A 15,768-nucleotide genomic window follows, 5' to 3' on the forward strand; every position below is an offset into this window, starting at 1 on the left:
AGCTATGGGAAATCTCATCTTGAGGGGGGCTTCATGCTTAGATGCTTTCAGCACTTATCCCGTCCGCACATAGCTACCCAGCGATGCCTTTGGCAAGACAACTGGTACACCAGCGGTGCGTCCATCCCGGTCCTCTCGTACTAAGGACAGCTCCTCTCAAATTTCCTGCGCCCACGACGGATAGGGACCGAACTGTCTCACGACGTTCTGAACCCAGCTCGCGTACCGCTTTAATGGGCGAACAGCCCAACCCTTGGGACCGACTACAGCCCCAGGATGCGATGAGCCGACATCGAGGTGCCAAACCTCCCCGTCGATGTGGACTCTTGGGGGAGATAAGCCTGTTATCCCCGGGGTAGCTTTTATCCGTTGAGCGATGGCCCTTCCATGCGGAACCACCGGATCACTAAGCCCGACTTTCGTCCCTGCTCGACTTGTAGGTCTCGCAGTCAAGCTCCCTTGTGCCTTTACACTCTACGAATGATTTCCAACCATTCTGAGGGAACCTTTGGGCGCCTCCGTTACTCTTTAGGAGGCGACCGCCCCAGTCAAACTGCCCACCTGACACTGTCTCCCACCCCGATAAGGGGTGCGGGTTAGAATTTCAATACAGCCAGGGTAGTATCCCACCGACGCCTCCACCGAAGCTAGCGCTCCGGCTTCTACGGCTCCTACCTATCCTGTACAAGCTGTACCAAAATTCAATATCAGGCTACAGTAAAGCTCCACGGGGTCTTTCCGTCCTGTCGCGGGTAACCTGCATCTTCACAGGTACTATAATTTCACCGAGTCTCTCGTTGAGACAGTGCCCAGATCGTTACGCCTTTCGTGCGGGTCGGAACTTACCCGACAAGGAATTTCGCTACCTTAGGACCGTTATAGTTACGGCCGCCGTTTACTGGGGCTTCGATTCAGAGCTTCGCTTGCGCTAACCCCTCCTCTTAACCTTCCAGCACCGGGCAGGCGTCAGCCCCTATACTTCGCCTTGCGGCTTCGCAGAGACCTGTGTTTTTGCTAAACAGTCGCCTGGGCCTATTCACTGCGGCTCTTCGAGGCTATTCACCTCAAAAAGCACCCCTTCTCCCGAAGTTACGGGGTCATTTTGCCGAGTTCCTTAACGAGAGTTCTCTCGCTCACCTTAGGATTCTCTCCTCGCCTACCTGTGTCGGTTTGCGGTACGGGCACCTTTTATCTCGCTAGAGGCTTTTCTTGGCAGTGTGGAATCAGGAACTTCGGTACTAAATTTCCCTCGCTATCACAGCTCAGCCTTTACGGAAAGCGGATTTTCCTACTTTCCAGCCTAACTGCTTAGACGCGCATATCCAACAGCGCGCTTACCCTATCCTCCTGCGTCCCCCCATCACTCAAACGATAAAGAGGTGGTACAGGAATATCAACCTGTTGTCCATCGCCTACGCCTTTCGGCCTCGGCTTAGGTCCCGACTAACCCTGAGCGGACGAGCCTTCCTCAGGAAACCTTAGGCATACGGTGGATGAGATTCTCACTCATCTTTCGCTACTCATACCGGCATTCTCACTTCTAAGCGCTCCACCAGTCCTTACGGTCTAGCTTCAACGCCCTTAGAACGCTCTCCTACCACTGACATCTAAGATGTCAATCCACAGCTTCGGTGTTACGTTTAGCCCCGGTACATTTTCGGCGCAGAGTCACTCGACCAGTGAGCTATTACGCACTCTTTAAATGGTGGCTGCTTCTAAGCCAACATCCTGGTTGTCTAAGCAACTCCACATCCTTTTCCACTTAACGTAAACTTTGGGACCTTAGCTGGTGGTCTGGGCTGTTTCCCTTTTGACTACGGATCTTATCACTCGCAGTCTGACTCCCACGGATAAGTCTTTGGCATTCGGAGTTTGTCTGAATTCGGTAACCCGATGAGGGCCCCTAGTCCAAACAGTGCTCTACCTCCAAGACTCTAACAACGTGAGGCTAGCCCTAAAGCTATTTCGGAGAGAACCAGCTATCTCCAAGTTCGATTGGAATTTCTCCGCTACCCACACCTCATCCCCGCACTTTTCAACGTGCGTGGGTTCGGGCCTCCATCCAGTGTTACCTGGACTTCACCCTGGACATGGGTAGATCACCTGGTTTCGGGTCTACGACCACATACTCATTCGCCCTATTCAGACTCGCTTTCGCTGCGGCTCCGTCTCTTCAACTTAACCTTGCATGGGATCGTAACTCGCCGGTTCATTCTACAAAAGGCACGCTATCACCCATTAACGGGCTCTAACTACTTGTAGGCACACGGTTTCAGGAACTATTTCACTCCCCTTCCGGGGTGCTTTTCACCTTTCCCTCACGGTACTGGTTCACTATCGGTCACTAGGGAGTATTTAGCCTTGGGAGATGGTCCTCCCTGCTTCCGACCGGATTTCACGTGTCCGGCCGTACTCAGGATCCACTCAGGAGGGAACGAAGTTTCGACTACAGGGTTTTTACCTTCTCTGACGGGCCTTTCCAGGCCGCTTCATCTACCCCGTTCCTTTGTAACTCCATGTAGAGTGTCCTACAACCCCAAGAGGCAAGCCTCTTGGTTTGGGCTATGTCCCGTTTCGCTCGCCGCTACTCAGGGAATCGCGTTTGCTTTCTCTTCCTCCGGGTACTTAGATGTTTCAGTTCCCCGGGTATGCCTTCAATACCCTATGTATTCAGGTAAAGATACTGTTCCATTACGAACAGTGGGTTTCCCCATTCGGAAATCTCTGGATCAAAGCTTACTTACAGCTCCCCAAAGCATATCGGTGTTAGTCCCGTCCTTCATCGGCTCCTAGTGCCAAGGCATTCACCGTGCGCCCTTTCTAACTTAACCTAAAAGGTTTATTACTCTATATATAATAGAGAGAAAACTAAAATGGCGATTACTCGATGTTTCTTGACTTTCTTCTTTACGATTATCTAGTTTTCAAAGAACGAAGTTCTGAGAGAAATTGCACTCTCAAAACTAAACAAACAGAAAACAATCAAACAAACATGTTTTGTCTGGCTCATAGGTCCAGCTTATATCCTTAGAAAGGAGGTGATCCAGCCGCACCTTCCGATACGGCTACCTTGTTACGACTTCACCCCAATCATCTGTCCCACCTTAGGCGGCTGGCTCCTTACGGTTACCCCACCGACTTCGGGTGTTACAAACTCTCGTGGTGTGACGGGCGGTGTGTACAAGGCCCGGGAACGTATTCACCGCGGCATGCTGATCCGCGATTACTAGCGATTCCGGCTTCATGTAGGCGAGTTGCAGCCTACAATCCGAACTGAGAATGGTTTTATGGGATTGGCTAAACCTCGCGGTCTTGCAGCCCTTTGTACCATCCATTGTAGCACGTGTGTAGCCCAGGTCATAAGGGGCATGATGATTTGACGTCATCCCCACCTTCCTCCGGTTTGTCACCGGCAGTCACCTTAGAGTGCCCAACTGAATGCTGGCAACTAAGATCAAGGGTTGCGCTCGTTGCGGGACTTAACCCAACATCTCACGACACGAGCTGACGACAACCATGCACCACCTGTCACTCTGTCCCCCGAAGGGGAAAGTCCTATCTCTAGGAGTGTCAGAGGATGTCAAGACCTGGTAAGGTTCTTCGCGTTGCTTCGAATTAAACCACATGCTCCACCGCTTGTGCGGGCCCCCGTCAATTCCTTTGAGTTTCAGCCTTGCGGCCGTACTCCCCAGGCGGAGTGCTTAATGCGTTAGCTGCAGCACTAAGGGGCGGAAACCCCCTAACACTTAGCACTCATCGTTTACGGCGTGGACTACCAGGGTATCTAATCCTGTTTGCTCCCCACGCTTTCGCGCCTCAGCGTCAGTTACAGACCAGAAAGCCGCCTTCGCCACTGGTGTTCCTCCACATCTCTACGCATTTCACCGCTACACGTGGAATTCCGCTTTCCTCTTCTGCACTCAAGTCCCCCAGTTTCCAATGACCCTCCACGGTTGAGCCGTGGGCTTTCACATCAGACTTAAAGGACCGCCTGCGCGCGCTTTACGCCCAATAATTCCGGACAACGCTTGCCACCTACGTATTACCGCGGCTGCTGGCACGTAGTTAGCCGTGGCTTTCTGGTTAGGTACCGTCAAGGTACCGGCAGTTACTCCGGTACTTGTTCTTCCCTAACAACAGAGCTTTACGACCCGAAGGCCTTCATCGCTCACGCGGCGTTGCTCCATCAGACTTTCGTCCATTGTGGAAGATTCCCTACTGCTGCCTCCCGTAGGAGTCTGGGCCGTGTCTCAGTCCCAGTGTGGCCGATCACCCTCTCAGGTCGGCTACGCATCGTCGCCTTGGTGAGCCGTTACCTCACCAACTAGCTAATGCGCCGCGGGCCCATCTGTAAGTGTCAGCCGAAACCGACTTTCAACTTCTCCTCATGTGAGGAAAAGGATTATCCGGTATTAGCACCGGTTTCCCGGTGTTATCCCAGTCTTACAGGCAGGTTGCCCACGTGTTACTCACCCGTCCGCCGCTAACCACCGAAGTGGTTCGCTCGACTTGCATGTATTAGGCACGCCGCCAGCGTTCGTCCTGAGCCAGGATCAAACTCTCCAAGAAAGTTGATTAGCTCATTTTGTTACGTTGGCTAACTTCAATTAAGAAGTTAAATATTATTGTTTGTTGACGTTTTTGTTTGTTTAGTTTTCAAAGAACAATTTAAAGGTATAAATTGGAGCGGGTGATGGGAATCGAACCCACGACATCAGCTTGGAAGGCTGAGGTTTTACCATTAAACTACACCCGCATATTAAAATTCAAATGGTCGGGAAGACAGGATTCGAACCTGCGACCCCTTGGTCCCAAACCAAGTGCTCTACCAAGCTGAGCTACTTCCCGTAATAAGAATGGCGCGCCCGAAAGGAGTCGAACCCATAACCTTCTGATCCGTAGTCAGACGCTCTATCCAATTGAGCTACGGGCGCATCTTTTAAAATCAACTTTTAAAGTATATCATACTCAGTTTGGTTTGTCAATAAAGTTTTTAGTGCGGCCGAGAGGACTTGAACCTCCACGGGGTTGCCCCCACTAGGCCCTCAACCTAGCGCGTCTGCCATTCCGCCACGACCGCGTTATAATTAGCGACAAAAACTATCATAACACGATAACCACTTTATTACAAGAGGAAATGTTTGGTTGGTGCGGGTGAAGGGAGTCGAACCCCCACGCCTTGCGGCGCCAGATCCTAAGTCTGGTGCGTCTGCCAATTCCGCCACACCCGCATATTAATTAAAATGGTGAGCCATGAAGGACTCGAACCTTCGACCCTCTGATTAAAAGTCAGATGCTCTACCAACTGAGCTAATGGCTCATACTAAGATGTTTCACTAATCTTTTATACCGTTAGTCAGATGGTCAATAAAAGAAAAATGGCTGGGCTAGCTGGATTTGAACCAACGCATGTCGCAGTCAAAGTGCGATGCCTTACCGCTTGGCTATAGCCCAATATTTATTAAATAAGAAACTATAAAGATTAAGAAACAGGAAATGAGTTAAAGTCACTCCCCGTCCCTGATGACCCTTACGGGATTCGAACCCGTGTTACCGCCGTGAAAGGGCGGTGTCTTAACCGCTTGACCAAAGGGCCGTAAAGATATTATGGCGGAGAAGGAGGGATTTGAACCCTCGCGCCGGTTACCCGACCTACACCCTTAGCAGGGGCGCCTCTTCAGCCTCTTGAGTACTTCCCCATAATGGCTCCGCAGGTAGGACTCGAACCTACGACCGATCGGTTAACAGCCGATAGCTCTACCACTGAGCTACTGCGGAATAATACTTATTTCGTCTCAACATGGGTTATTGCCCTGTCGACTCTTTACATTATAATGACCGTTAAACAGAAAGTCAACATAGTTTTGTAAGAAATTTTAATCCCAAATTCTTCTCTCTAATTTAAAGTTACTTCCCTTGCTTTTACAAGCTTACCACGGCACTTTCCACATACATATCTACTGGTATTAATACTTCTCTTTCTTGTATAAGTCTGCTTACAATTCGAGCACTGATATATTAAAAGCTTTTTTGGTGAACGTTTCACTTGTTTATTAGGAAGTTGCGAGCAAAATCGAGGAGCATTTACTTTTTTCAAGAGCGCTTTAAAGTCTGCATCTTTATGTTGATAGCCCTTCCTCTCAAGATGGAGATGATAATGACATAGCTCGTGTTTAATGATGCCGATTAACTCATTTTCCCCTAACTGTTCTAAGTATTTTCTATTGATTTCTATATTATGTGTACTAAGTAGATACCTTCCTCCTGTTGATCGCAATCTCGGGTTAAAGGTCGCTTGGTGACAAAAAGGTTTTCCAAATGACTCATCTGATATCTTTTCGACTAATATTTGCAATTCCTGCTCGGTCATTTTACCTTTCACCCCTTTTTTCGCGAACGTGACAACCTATTATAGCATATAGTGTATATACCATTAATGGTGACGAACTTTTCGGGAGGTTTTCATTATGCCAACTTGGTTGCAAAACCAAATGAAAAGGGCTTTCTATGAGAAGGACCGCTACCAGATCAAACTCTTAAACCAGTGCTGGTTTTTTTACAGAAAAAAACACTGCTCATAATAAAAGCTCAAGCGCCTTGGTCAGCCCCGGCAGGCAAAACGTTCTTCTGCAAGAAAAGTCGCTCTTTGACTTTTATTACAGAAGAACATTTGACCCGAAGGGCTAGGCGCTTGAGCTGGACAATTCTCAAAGTCTAATGCTTTCTAATAAAATTAAAAAAGCAGTGTTTCCTTTTTTTCATTATTGATTTGACGGCGGAAGCATTGTTAACGCCACTCGGCCTTTTTTCATATCAACTGAATCCACCCATACCGTTACTACATCACCCACAGAGACAATGTCTAGCGGATGCTTAACAAATCGGTTACTCAGTTTAGAAATATGCACCAAACCATCTTGTTTCACACCGATATCTACAAACGCACCAAAGTCTACGACGTTTCGGACTGTCCCCTGAAGCTCCATGCCAGCCTTTAAGTCCTCGAGCTTTAATACGTCCTTTTTCAACAATGGTCTTGGTAAATCATCACGCGGGTCACGTTCAGGTCTAACCAACGCATCAATAATATCTTTTAAGGTTAACTCTCCAATACAAAGTTCTTCAGAAAGAGACTTTAAATCCAGACCACTAAGCGCTGTTATTAACGCTTCCGTTCCTAAATCATCCGTCGTAAAGCCAAGCTTCGTTAATAGCTTCTTCACTTCGCCATAGTTTTCCGGATGAATCCCCGTACGGTCCAGGGGCTCTTTTCCGTCTAGTACACGCAAGAAACCAATCGCTTGTTCATACGTTTTTGCACCTAAGCGAGGAACTTTCTTTAATTGAACCCTGCTGGTGAATTTTCCTTCTTCTTCACGCTTTTTCACAATATTGTTGGCTGCTGTCTTATTTAGCCCCGCCACGTATTGCAATAATGAAGAAGAAGCCGTATTAACATTTACTCCTACTCGGTTAACTGCTGTCTCAACGACAAAATGCAAGGATTCTGATAAACGTTTTTGTGACACGTCATGCTGGTACTGACCTACACCTACTGATTTCGGATCGATTTTTACCAACTCAGCAAGTGGATCTTGCAGACGTCTTGCAATGGAAACAGCACTTCTTTCTTCCACCTGGAAATTAGGAAACTCTTCTCTCGCTATATCGGAGGCAGAATATACACTAGCCCCCGCTTCGTTAACGATTAAATAGAAAATCTCTTCATTCAATTCTTTTAAAATATCAGCAACGAACTGCTCTGTTTCCCTTGAAGCCGTCCCGTTACCGATGGCAGCCATTTCTACCTTGTACTCACGCAGGATTGAAATAAACTTTTCACGCGCCTCTTTTGTTTTCGAAACAGGCGGATGCGGGTAAATCACATCAATCTTTAGTACTTTTCCCGTATCATCCACGACTGCCAGCTTACAGCCTGTCCGATAAGCAGGGTCGACGCCGATCACCACTTTACCTTTAAGCGGTGGCTGCAATAATAAATTCCTCAAGTTTTCAGAGAAGATGTGAATGGCTTGTTCTTCTCCTTTTTCCGTTAATTCACTACGAATTTCTCGTTCGATTGAAGGCTGAATTAATCGCTTATAGCTATCCTCCATAGCTTCTAGAACAATAGAAGCCGCAGGTGAATGTTGATTCCGAATCCACTTTCTTGAAAGGTAAGACATAATTAAATCTACATTCATTTTAATAGATACCTTCAAGATGTCTTCCTTTTCGCCGCGATTTAAAGCAAGAGTGCGGTGGGGAACGATCTTATTAACCGGTTCCTCGTATTCATAGTACATTTCGTACACATTTTTCTCATCTTTTTCCGCGTCTTTTACTGCAGATGTTACGGTACCTGACTTAAACGTTTCTTTACGAATCCATTTGCGGCTTTCCGCATCATCTGAGACCGTTTCAGCAATAATGTCCTTCGCACCAGCAATCGCATCTTCAATAGTAAGAACTTGTTTCTCTTCTGATACAAATTCCTTGGCTTTTTCCTCGATGCTGCCCTTCGGGAATGTCATTAACCATTCAGCAAGTGGTTCTAATCCCTTCTCTTTTGCAACAGTTGCCTTTGTTCGTCTCTTTTGTTTAAATGGGCGGTATAAATCCTCTACTTCTTGGAGCTTTTCCGCTTTCGTAACAGCTTTACTTAGCTCATCTGTTAGCTTGCCTTGCTCCTCGATAATCCGGAGAACTTCTTCTTTTCTTTGTTCAAGATTCTGTATGTATTGCCATCTTTCTAAAATGTCACGGATTTGAACCTCATCAAGCGCTCCTGTCATTTCCTTACGGTAACGTGCAATAAAAGGAACTGTGTTTCCTTCCTCTAGTAATGAAATGACACTCTTTACTTGTTTATAAGAAACCGCTTGTTCATAAGCGATTTTTGCTAGTAACTGATCCTCTTTTACAACCGTATCATTCACAAAACAATCCTCCAATTTTGTATTGATCTAGTATATGTACCTTTACTCCCTTACATATTGTACCAAATTATGGTTGGTACATAAAAAGAAAAGCAAGCTGGCAGCGCTTGCTTTAGGCAGAATTATAGTTTGAGGTCAGGATATGTATGAAAAAACGCTCTTTTAGTAAAGAGCGTGCTGTAGAACTAAAATTCGATGAGACCTAAGCTTACCTGCAAGGCTTCATCCACTTTCTCCATCATTTCGTCATCGAGATGGGTAATTTTATCGGTTAACCGCTGCTTATCAATTGTACGAATCTGCTCTAACAGAATGACCGAATCTCGTTCAAATCCGTAGCGCTTCGCATCAATTTCTACATGAGTAGGAAGCTTAGCTTTTTGAATTTGAGCTGTAATCGCTGCAACAATCACTGTGGGACTAAACCGATTCCCGATGTCGTTTTGGATGACAAGTACTGGTCGGACGCCGCCTTGTTCAGAACCAACAACTGGGGATAGGTCCGCGAAATAAACGTCACCACGCTTGACAATCAAAGGATTATCCTCCGCTTACAAGACGTTCAACTGTGTGTTCTGCCTCATATTCTGCTTGAAATGCTTCTGATGCAATTCTTAGATTAATTTTAGCCATTTCCATGTATCCACGTCTCATTGACTCGCGAATTTGTCTCTTTTTACGTTCGCGTAGATACATTTTTGTTGCCTGGTAGATAAACTCGCTTCGGTTCACATTTTCTTGCTTAACGAAACCATCTAATTCCGTTAAAAGATGTTGCGGTAATTTCACCAAGATTTCCGTAGTTGCGCCGGATTCAGACACAAACATACACCTCCACCATCACTACACACCAATATAATTTATCTGTACCATATTTAATAATAACACTAATCAAGCTTTATTCATAGACTAAATATAATTCTACTGTATTATAAGCCAATAAAAGATGCTTTTATGCACAAATTACCGCAATAACATAAATATGTTTGAATTTCTTTATTTAGGCCTGATAATTGTTCAACAAATCGTTTTTTAAATCGACAACTTTGCCGTTCTTTTTATATAGACGAGGAACACGATTGGCGATGATACACGGCACCTCATAATTGATGGTCTCTAGTTTTTTAGCGACCTCATTCACTGAAATGAATTGATTTTCCTGTGTCCCAATTAGAGTAACCGTTGTTCCAATCGGTAGATACCGCGGGAGGCGGATCATGCATTGATCCATACAAATTCTGCCGACAATTGGCGAACGTTCTCCAGCTACCAGCACTTCCTGCCCTTGAAGCCTACGAATCCACCCATCCGCGTAACCAATAGGAATCGTACCAATCCACTCTTCCTCTTCGCTTTCGTAGGTGGCTCCGTAACTCACTTTGTCACCTTTCTCGAGCTTCTTCACATGTACAAGCCTTGAATTTAGAGAAAAGGCTTCTTTTAATGTAAAAGGAATTTCCTGTTCCATTTCGAGTGATGGGGTCAGGCCATACATGGCAATTCCAATTCGAACGGCATTAAAGTATGCTTTCGGAAAACGCAAAGCTGCAGCACTGTTACTTGAGTGGATGTATTTTGGGCGATTTGGCAATGCCGCGATCATTTTTTCAAATATCTCCAGCTGCTGTTGAAAATAGGTTTGGTCCAGTTCATCTGCCGTCGCAAAATGAGTGTACACGCCTTCGAACTGGAAGCGTTCGTCCTCTGCAATCAGTTGATGAATGGAAATCAGTTCCTCTGCATTTCGGATACCAATTCTCCCCATTCCTGTATCCAATTTAATATGGACCGAAATGGATTGATTGCCTTCCAGATGTTTCCGTGCTTCTTGTACCCATTCTTTTTGAAAGACAGTTAGGGTAATCGCAAATTTTGCTGCTACTTCTACATCTTCTGGCCGTGATGCTCCTAAAACAAGAATAGGAGCCTTGATCCCTTTATTCCTTAAGGCAATAGCTTCATCCATAAAGGCTACAGCTAAATAGGACGCACCAGCCTCTAGCGCAGTTTGTGCTACCTGTACATCACCATGACCATAGGCATTCGCTTTAACCACCGCGATGATCGTCACATCTTGTGGCAAATGACTTCTAACAGATTTAACATTTTCTGCGATGTAATCCAAGTCCACTTCAGCCCATGTATCTCGATAGAAATATCCTTGCTCTTCCATACTTCCACTTCCTATTTGAAATTCACATATTCCATTATTTTATCACAAAACATATCATACTACTTTTTAACGATGCAATATAACAACTAGTACAAAAAGAAAAACAGACCCAAAAATGAGCCTGTTTTCTTGCCTTACTTATTTTACCGCATCACCTTGAACGGATTTTGCCACCTCGATCATTTCATCCTTCGTTAGGTTTTTCGATGCAATCATATAATCGACGCCACCGTGTGACCAAGAAATAGAATGGTCAGTCACCGCTCCAATCGTTAGGCCTAAGTCGACGATATCCCCTTCAACATAGGTTGGTGTAGTTGACGCTACCTTCGCCGTAACTTTTTCTTGTACAAGTGTGTACGACTTCTTACCGTCATAAGTAAGGACCACTCGTTTTCCATCCTCAATGGCTACTTCTTTCTCACCAATAAGCTTCGTACCTTTTAACTCCAAGGTAGGGTACTTCACGCTAAAGGATTTGTCGCCAGCTTCTGCCATAGCAGGTAATCCAAGCTGGGCACGAGTCATATTTTTCTTCATATCGAAATCATCTTTATCAAAGCTAGCATTGAATTTAACCTTTGAAAACTCGACAGTCACAAGAGCGTTTCGATCTGGATCCATGACCTTGACAACGGCAGGTGATAGATCGCTCTTATTTAGTTTAATTTCTTGAGTTGGAAGCATACTATTATTTTGATAACGTGTTTTTGTCTCGAATACATAAAAGTCTTTCGTCGAAGTGAATTTGGCCTCCTTGTCCGAAACAATATCCTTAATAAGCGATTCATAAAGGTACGCCTGGCTGCTGTTTTGCGGCCAATCACTTTGGAAACGGAAGCTTTTATTTAGCGCTGGAGTAAGGACAAATACTCCTTCATTATTTCGTAAAATCATTTGGCTTTGATCTTTTTCGGCATTCTTTAAATTGACGCGATAGAAAGTAGGATCCTTATGCCAAATTTCTACGTTGTATACTTGTGAATCTGAACCCATTTTCAAGGTCATTTTTGCATTGACTTTGTAGCTCGATAAATCTCCTAATTTACCATTTAACTCTTTCACCACGTCATCTTGTGATTTAGAGCCACAGGCAGCTAGTAAAAAGATGACCATCAGTCCTGTCATGAGCAGCACTAACTTTTTCTTCATTCCTTCAACCCCTTCTTGTCTCATTTCATATGATTATAGAGAAGAGAAAGGCAGGGATCAGGCAAATGACCATAGCTGACCTTGTCTCTCCTAGTTCCCTATGAATATATGAGACAACCTTAGGGATTATGATAAAGAAGTTGCCAAGCTATTTATTTTTTCGAGTAGAGGAATTGTGAAACCTTTTTGTTACTTTGGCATCCTGTTGATTGAAGGGAAGGCACGAAGACTCCTGTGGGAGTATGGTTCAGGAGAGACCCCACAGGCGCGTTTCTCCGAGGAGGCTCGCCGAAACACCCACGAACCGCTCGTGCCTGGAGCGGAAATCAACAGACTAGCATCACTACATTTCTTCAATCACCACTTGCGCCACTGCGTAGTCTCTGCTGTGTGAGATGGATAGGTGCGACTTGACGTTTGGTTTTACTATATGAGGTTTGCCGAGTTGGTCAGTGATTATTTCAATATCTAAAAAGGATAGTTCTTTCCCAATTCCTGTTCCTGCCGCTTTTGAAAAAGCCTCCTTTGCAGCAAATCTACCTGCTAGAAACTCCACTTTTCTTCTATCTGAAAGAGTCTCGAATGTATCTCTTTCCCTGGCAGTTAAAATTCGGTCAATCAACTTCAATTGTCGATTCAATATATCCTGGATCCTGGAAAGTTCTATAATATCAATCCCAATTCCTTTAATCATCGTTCAACCATCCTTCTATTTATATTATCAACGGCATATTAGTGTACAAGACCGATATTAAGGTTATCATGATAGTGAGAGGAGGGTATTCATGTTTACGAGGACTGAAAACTTACGTGAATTTTTACGTTTCTATCCCGTTGTTTCTATTATTGTCTGTATTCACTTAGCATTATATCTTTTAACCATCTTGCCCATATTTCCAAACTATTGGTTCTTCGAAAATTTTTCAGGAGTCAATCTTTATATTATGGAAGGGGACTATTGGAGACTGATTACACCCACTTTTATGCACAGCGGTTTCTCCCATATGCTATTTAATAGTTTCTCACTTGTCCTTTTTGGGCCAGCCCTAGAGCGTATGATTGGTGGAGGGAGATTTCTATTCGTTTATCTTCTCTCGGGAATCATAGCCAATGTGGCCACACTTCTGCTGGAGCCTTTAACGTATACACATGTTGGTTCAAGTGGTGCCATCTTTGGAATATTTGGCTATTATATTGCCATCATCATCTTCCGTAAACAAATGCTAACAAAACAAAACTCGCAAATTATTATCACCCTAAGCATAGTTAGTTTAATTATGACCTTTTTGCAGCCCAATATTAATATTACCGCTCATCTTTTCGGTTTACTAGGCGGCTTTTTATTGGGGGCCATTCCTTATTATAATAAAAAGGATCTTTCTGATTCTATTAGAGGGACAGCCAACTGGGCAACTAGCAGAAAGAAAAACTTATCTACTCAATCTCCAGCCAAAGTTCTGATTTGGGCTTTCGTTCTTATTGTTGCCATTCTCGGATTTTGGAGTCAAAAATAACAGGGACGCTCTCGAAACTATTCTTCGGAGCTGTCCCTGTTTTTCTGTTCTCTTGTAAACCACTTATAAACCTTTAGACTATCACTCTTCTCCATATCAACAACCGTTCCTCCCGCATTCCCTGCACCCGATTCAACAAATGCTTCTATTGTACCAAGCTGCACTTTACGCTGAAATGGACTTTCCCTAAGCTCAAGGCTTTGAAGTTTATTTTTCTTTACTAAAACCGTTATTCGCTGTGTAGTACGATACCTCAAGCTTAACTGTTGTCCATCAAGCTTCCAGCCAGCTGCTCGATATTTTAGAATGGCTCTGACGGTAACAATGAATAAAAGAAGTAGAGAAAGCAATCCCCAAAGCTTCAGAAAAATAATAGCTAGAGCGGCGATTGGCATTACCCAAGACCAGCTGCGAAAAATATACCGTCTTAGCGCCCGCTTCGGTACGGGTGTAAAGGAAGTGGTCATACAATATTCCGGCAAAAGCGTGTTGAGAACGGAAGCTATTTGATTCCGTTTAATCATAGGTAAAATCGTCACGTTTGCTCCTTCTAGATTTTCAACGGATCCTCCTGCACTTTCCACATGGACTGTTGCATAGCCAAAAATCTGCCGAATGATATTTTCACGGATTTTTACCGCTTGAATCCGTTTGATAGGAATGGTGATCTGACGACGCTCTAAAAGACCCTGTGAAATAATGAGATCCTTTTCTGCTTTTATCACCGTAAAATTAGCGTATTTTAATAACGTTCCAACAAGAGCGATCAACCAGGAAATCAAAAAAACCAAAAAAACGATTATAGCTATAATAATAAGGTTTCGTTCCGCCCATGTTTCGAAGCCGCCAAACAATTTTTTAAAAGGAATGAAATCATCTAATTGACTCAATACGGCAAAAACTGCTGAGATGACAACCCCCACCCCGCCGGATGTTAAGGATAGCATGATCAATTGCTGCCGGGAGATGTGATATACACTTGGATGCCCTTGTTCTTCTTTCCCTTCAACTCGACGCTTTCCTTTTGCCGTCGCTACAAATTCCTGTATGATTCGCGCCTCTTCTTTCGTGATTGCTGATAATACGGCATCGGCACTCTCGTCCTGTTGGCCGCCAGCTGTTTCAATTTGCACTTTGACGAGTCCAAATAACCGCTGTAAAATCCCTTCTGTTACATCCATACTCTGAATTCGTTCATACGGTATAAACCTTTTCTTTCTCACAAAGATTCCATATTCAATTCGAAGTTCATCCGCTTCCATTTTATATGTATATCGATACCACGATAATAACCCTGATATAAAAGTAAAGATGACAATAACCGTTGAAGCAATCATGGCATAAAGCAAAGAACCCGTACTATCCCTTCCTCCCGAAAATAATATAGCTAGAATGGGTATCACTAGTCTCTTGGCTCTTTTTCCCGTATTAATCACACTAGCAATTGGATGGAGTCTTCTTGCTTTAGACATCTTCTTCCGCCACCCTTGCTAACTTTGATATATAAAGGCGCAATTCTTCTGCTTCACTCACTTCTAAAGCGGGAATTTCATGAGAAGTGGCAGCTGTGTACACGACCACAGAAGCAAGTTTGTACTTCCTTAAGAGTGGCCCTTGAATTGTATCGACATGTTGCACTCGTACCATTGGAACTAGTGTCCGGCTACGAATGAACATCCCTCTTTCTAGTTCCATCTCTTCCTCTCGTACCTCATACCTCCAATATCGCCATCTAAGAGTTGGAAATATAAAGATATCTAATACAGGAAAAATAATACCCAGCGTAATCAAGATAAGAGCAATCCAAAATGGCCAATCGAACAAATCAATGAGAAACAGGAAAATTGCAGTAATTACCCAGCCTATCAGTGACTTTATCCCACCCGAAATGCGCCAAACGGTTAAGGCCTTTTTCGAGATTCTTTTCTGCAGCTCCATCCTTAACTCTCCCCCCTTACCTACTTCCTTATGTTTTAGTATACATCGACAG

At 44.5% G+C, this 15,768-nt stretch carries 11 protein-coding genes, 10 tRNA genes and 2 rRNA genes; 2 read left to right on the forward strand and 21 right to left on the reverse strand.

Translation table 11 applies throughout. The annotated features are described in order from the left end of the window. The 13 genes from QE429_RS00005 to QE429_RS00065 form a co-directional block, all read right to left on the reverse strand. Positions 1-2,831, reverse strand: a 23S ribosomal RNA gene (locus QE429_RS00005); the annotation flags it as partial. A 200-nt stretch (positions 2,832-3,031) separates the two neighbouring features. Then, positions 3,032-4,569 (reverse strand): 16S ribosomal RNA (locus QE429_RS00010). Between the two features lie 113 nt (positions 4,570-4,682). After that, positions 4,683-4,756: transfer RNA gene (locus QE429_RS00015), tRNA-Gly, on the reverse strand. A 15-nt stretch (positions 4,757-4,771) separates the two neighbouring features. Next, positions 4,772-4,848: transfer RNA gene (locus tag QE429_RS00020), tRNA-Pro, on the reverse strand. Between the two features lie 9 nt (positions 4,849-4,857). After that, positions 4,858-4,934, reverse strand: a tRNA-Arg gene (locus QE429_RS00025). A gap of 63 nt (positions 4,935-4,997) precedes the next feature. Next, a tRNA-Leu gene (locus tag QE429_RS00030) sits at positions 4,998-5,080 on the reverse strand. A 66-nt stretch (positions 5,081-5,146) separates the two neighbouring features. Then, positions 5,147-5,231: transfer RNA gene (locus QE429_RS00035), tRNA-Leu, on the reverse strand. A gap of 13 nt (positions 5,232-5,244) precedes the next feature. Continuing rightward, positions 5,245-5,320, reverse strand: a tRNA-Lys gene (locus tag QE429_RS00040). 59 nt (positions 5,321-5,379) lie between these two features. Then, positions 5,380-5,454, reverse strand: a tRNA-Gln gene (locus QE429_RS00045). Between the two features lie 70 nt (positions 5,455-5,524). Next, positions 5,525-5,596 (reverse strand) — tRNA-Glu (locus QE429_RS00050). A gap of 12 nt (positions 5,597-5,608) precedes the next feature. After that, positions 5,609-5,699, reverse strand: a tRNA-Ser gene (locus QE429_RS00055). Positions 5,700-5,703: 4 nt separating this feature from the next. Continuing rightward, positions 5,704-5,778: transfer RNA gene (locus QE429_RS00060), tRNA-Asn, on the reverse strand. Positions 5,779-5,896: 118 nt separating this feature from the next. Continuing rightward, the gene (locus QE429_RS00065) at positions 5,897-6,370 is read right to left on the reverse strand and encodes a SprT family protein (RefSeq protein WP_307282578.1); all 474 of its coding nucleotides are present in this window, start codon (positions 6,368-6,370) and stop codon (positions 5,897-5,899) included. A gap of 97 nt (positions 6,371-6,467) precedes the next feature. On the opposite strand from QE429_RS00065, the gene cmpA reads away from it, so the two are divergent. Then, positions 6,468-6,581: a cortex morphogenetic protein CmpA gene (gene cmpA / locus QE429_RS00070; protein ID WP_007083554.1), complete on the forward strand. Its 114-nt coding sequence runs from the start codon at positions 6,468-6,470 to the stop codon at positions 6,579-6,581. 180 nt (positions 6,582-6,761) lie between these two features. Here the strand turns inward: cmpA and QE429_RS00075 are convergent, their stop codons facing one another. From QE429_RS00075 to acpS, 6 genes are all read right to left on the reverse strand, one after another. Next, positions 6,762-8,939 (reverse strand): Tex family protein, encoded by a 2,178-nt coding sequence (locus QE429_RS00075; protein ID WP_307282589.1) that lies wholly within the window; start codon positions 8,937-8,939, stop codon positions 6,762-6,764. A gap of 185 nt (positions 8,940-9,124) precedes the next feature. Beyond that, entirely contained in the window at positions 9,125-9,475 is a 351-nt protein-coding gene (ndoA, locus tag QE429_RS00080; protein WP_007083556.1) for a type II toxin-antitoxin system endoribonuclease NdoA, read from the reverse strand. A gap of 4 nt (positions 9,476-9,479) precedes the next feature. Beyond that, positions 9,480-9,761 carry a CopG family ribbon-helix-helix protein gene (locus tag QE429_RS00085; RefSeq protein WP_071354167.1) on the reverse strand — a complete coding sequence of 94 codons (282 nt, stop codon included), beginning with the start codon at positions 9,759-9,761 and terminating at the stop codon, positions 9,480-9,482. A 178-nt stretch (positions 9,762-9,939) separates the two neighbouring features. Next, positions 9,940-11,112 (reverse strand): alanine racemase, encoded by a 1,173-nt coding sequence (alr, locus tag QE429_RS00090; protein ID WP_307282611.1) that lies wholly within the window; start codon positions 11,110-11,112, stop codon positions 9,940-9,942. 138 nt (positions 11,113-11,250) lie between these two features. Then, entirely contained in the window at positions 11,251-12,264 is a 1,014-nt protein-coding gene (locus tag QE429_RS00095; protein WP_307282614.1) for a LolA family protein, read from the reverse strand. A gap of 343 nt (positions 12,265-12,607) precedes the next feature. Further along, on the reverse strand, positions 12,608-12,958 hold the full coding sequence (gene acpS / locus QE429_RS00100) for a holo-ACP synthase (protein WP_307282616.1): 351 nt from the start codon (positions 12,956-12,958) through the stop codon (positions 12,608-12,610). A gap of 91 nt (positions 12,959-13,049) precedes the next feature. Between acpS and QE429_RS00105 the strand changes: the two genes are divergently transcribed. Next, the gene (locus QE429_RS00105) at positions 13,050-13,778 is read left to right on the forward strand and encodes a rhomboid family intramembrane serine protease (RefSeq protein ID WP_307282619.1); all 729 of its coding nucleotides are present in this window, start codon (positions 13,050-13,052) and stop codon (positions 13,776-13,778) included. Between the two features lie 17 nt (positions 13,779-13,795). Here QE429_RS00105 and QE429_RS00110 read toward each other — a convergent pair whose 3' ends face one another. Both QE429_RS00110 and QE429_RS00115 read right to left on the reverse strand, forming a co-directional pair. Continuing rightward, positions 13,796-15,250 carry a PH domain-containing protein gene (locus tag QE429_RS00110; protein WP_307282621.1) on the reverse strand — a complete coding sequence of 485 codons (1,455 nt, stop codon included), beginning with the start codon at positions 15,248-15,250 and terminating at the stop codon, positions 13,796-13,798. Then, positions 15,243-15,716, reverse strand: a complete 474-nt coding sequence (locus QE429_RS00115; RefSeq protein WP_307282623.1) for a PH domain-containing protein — start codon at positions 15,714-15,716, stop codon at positions 15,243-15,245. The genes QE429_RS00110 and QE429_RS00115 overlap by 8 nt, the downstream gene beginning before the upstream one ends. Positions 15,717-15,768 lie beyond the last annotated feature (52 nt).

Origin of the sequence: Bacillus sp. SORGH_AS_0510, assembly GCF_030818775.1 — a bacterium.
In the GTDB taxonomy this organism is placed as follows: domain Bacteria; phylum Bacillota; class Bacilli; order Bacillales; family Cytobacillaceae; genus Neobacillus.

Coding starts and splice junctions, on each gene's coding strand:
- QE429_RS00065 (WP_307282578.1), bottom strand. CDS start 6,370: ATGACCGAGCAGGAATTGCAAATATTAGTCGAAAAGATATCAGATGAG.
- cmpA (WP_007083554.1), top strand. CDS start 6,468: ATGCCAACTTGGTTGCAAAACCAAATGAAAAGGGCTTTCTATGAGAAG.
- alr (WP_307282611.1), bottom strand. CDS start 11,112: ATGGAAGAGCAAGGATATTTCTATCGAGATACATGGGCTGAAGTGGAC.
- QE429_RS00095 (WP_307282614.1), bottom strand. CDS start 12,264: ATGAAGAAAAAGTTAGTGCTGCTCATGACAGGACTGATGGTCATCTTT.
- acpS (WP_307282616.1), bottom strand. CDS start 12,958: ATGATTAAAGGAATTGGGATTGATATTATAGAACTTTCCAGGATCCAG.
- QE429_RS00105 (WP_307282619.1), top strand. CDS start 13,050: ATGTTTACGAGGACTGAAAACTTACGTGAATTTTTACGTTTCTATCCC.
- QE429_RS00110 (WP_307282621.1), bottom strand. CDS start 15,250: ATGTCTAAAGCAAGAAGACTCCATCCAATTGCTAGTGTGATTAATACG.
- QE429_RS00115 (WP_307282623.1), bottom strand. CDS start 15,716: ATGGAGCTGCAGAAAAGAATCTCGAAAAAGGCCTTAACCGTTTGGCGC.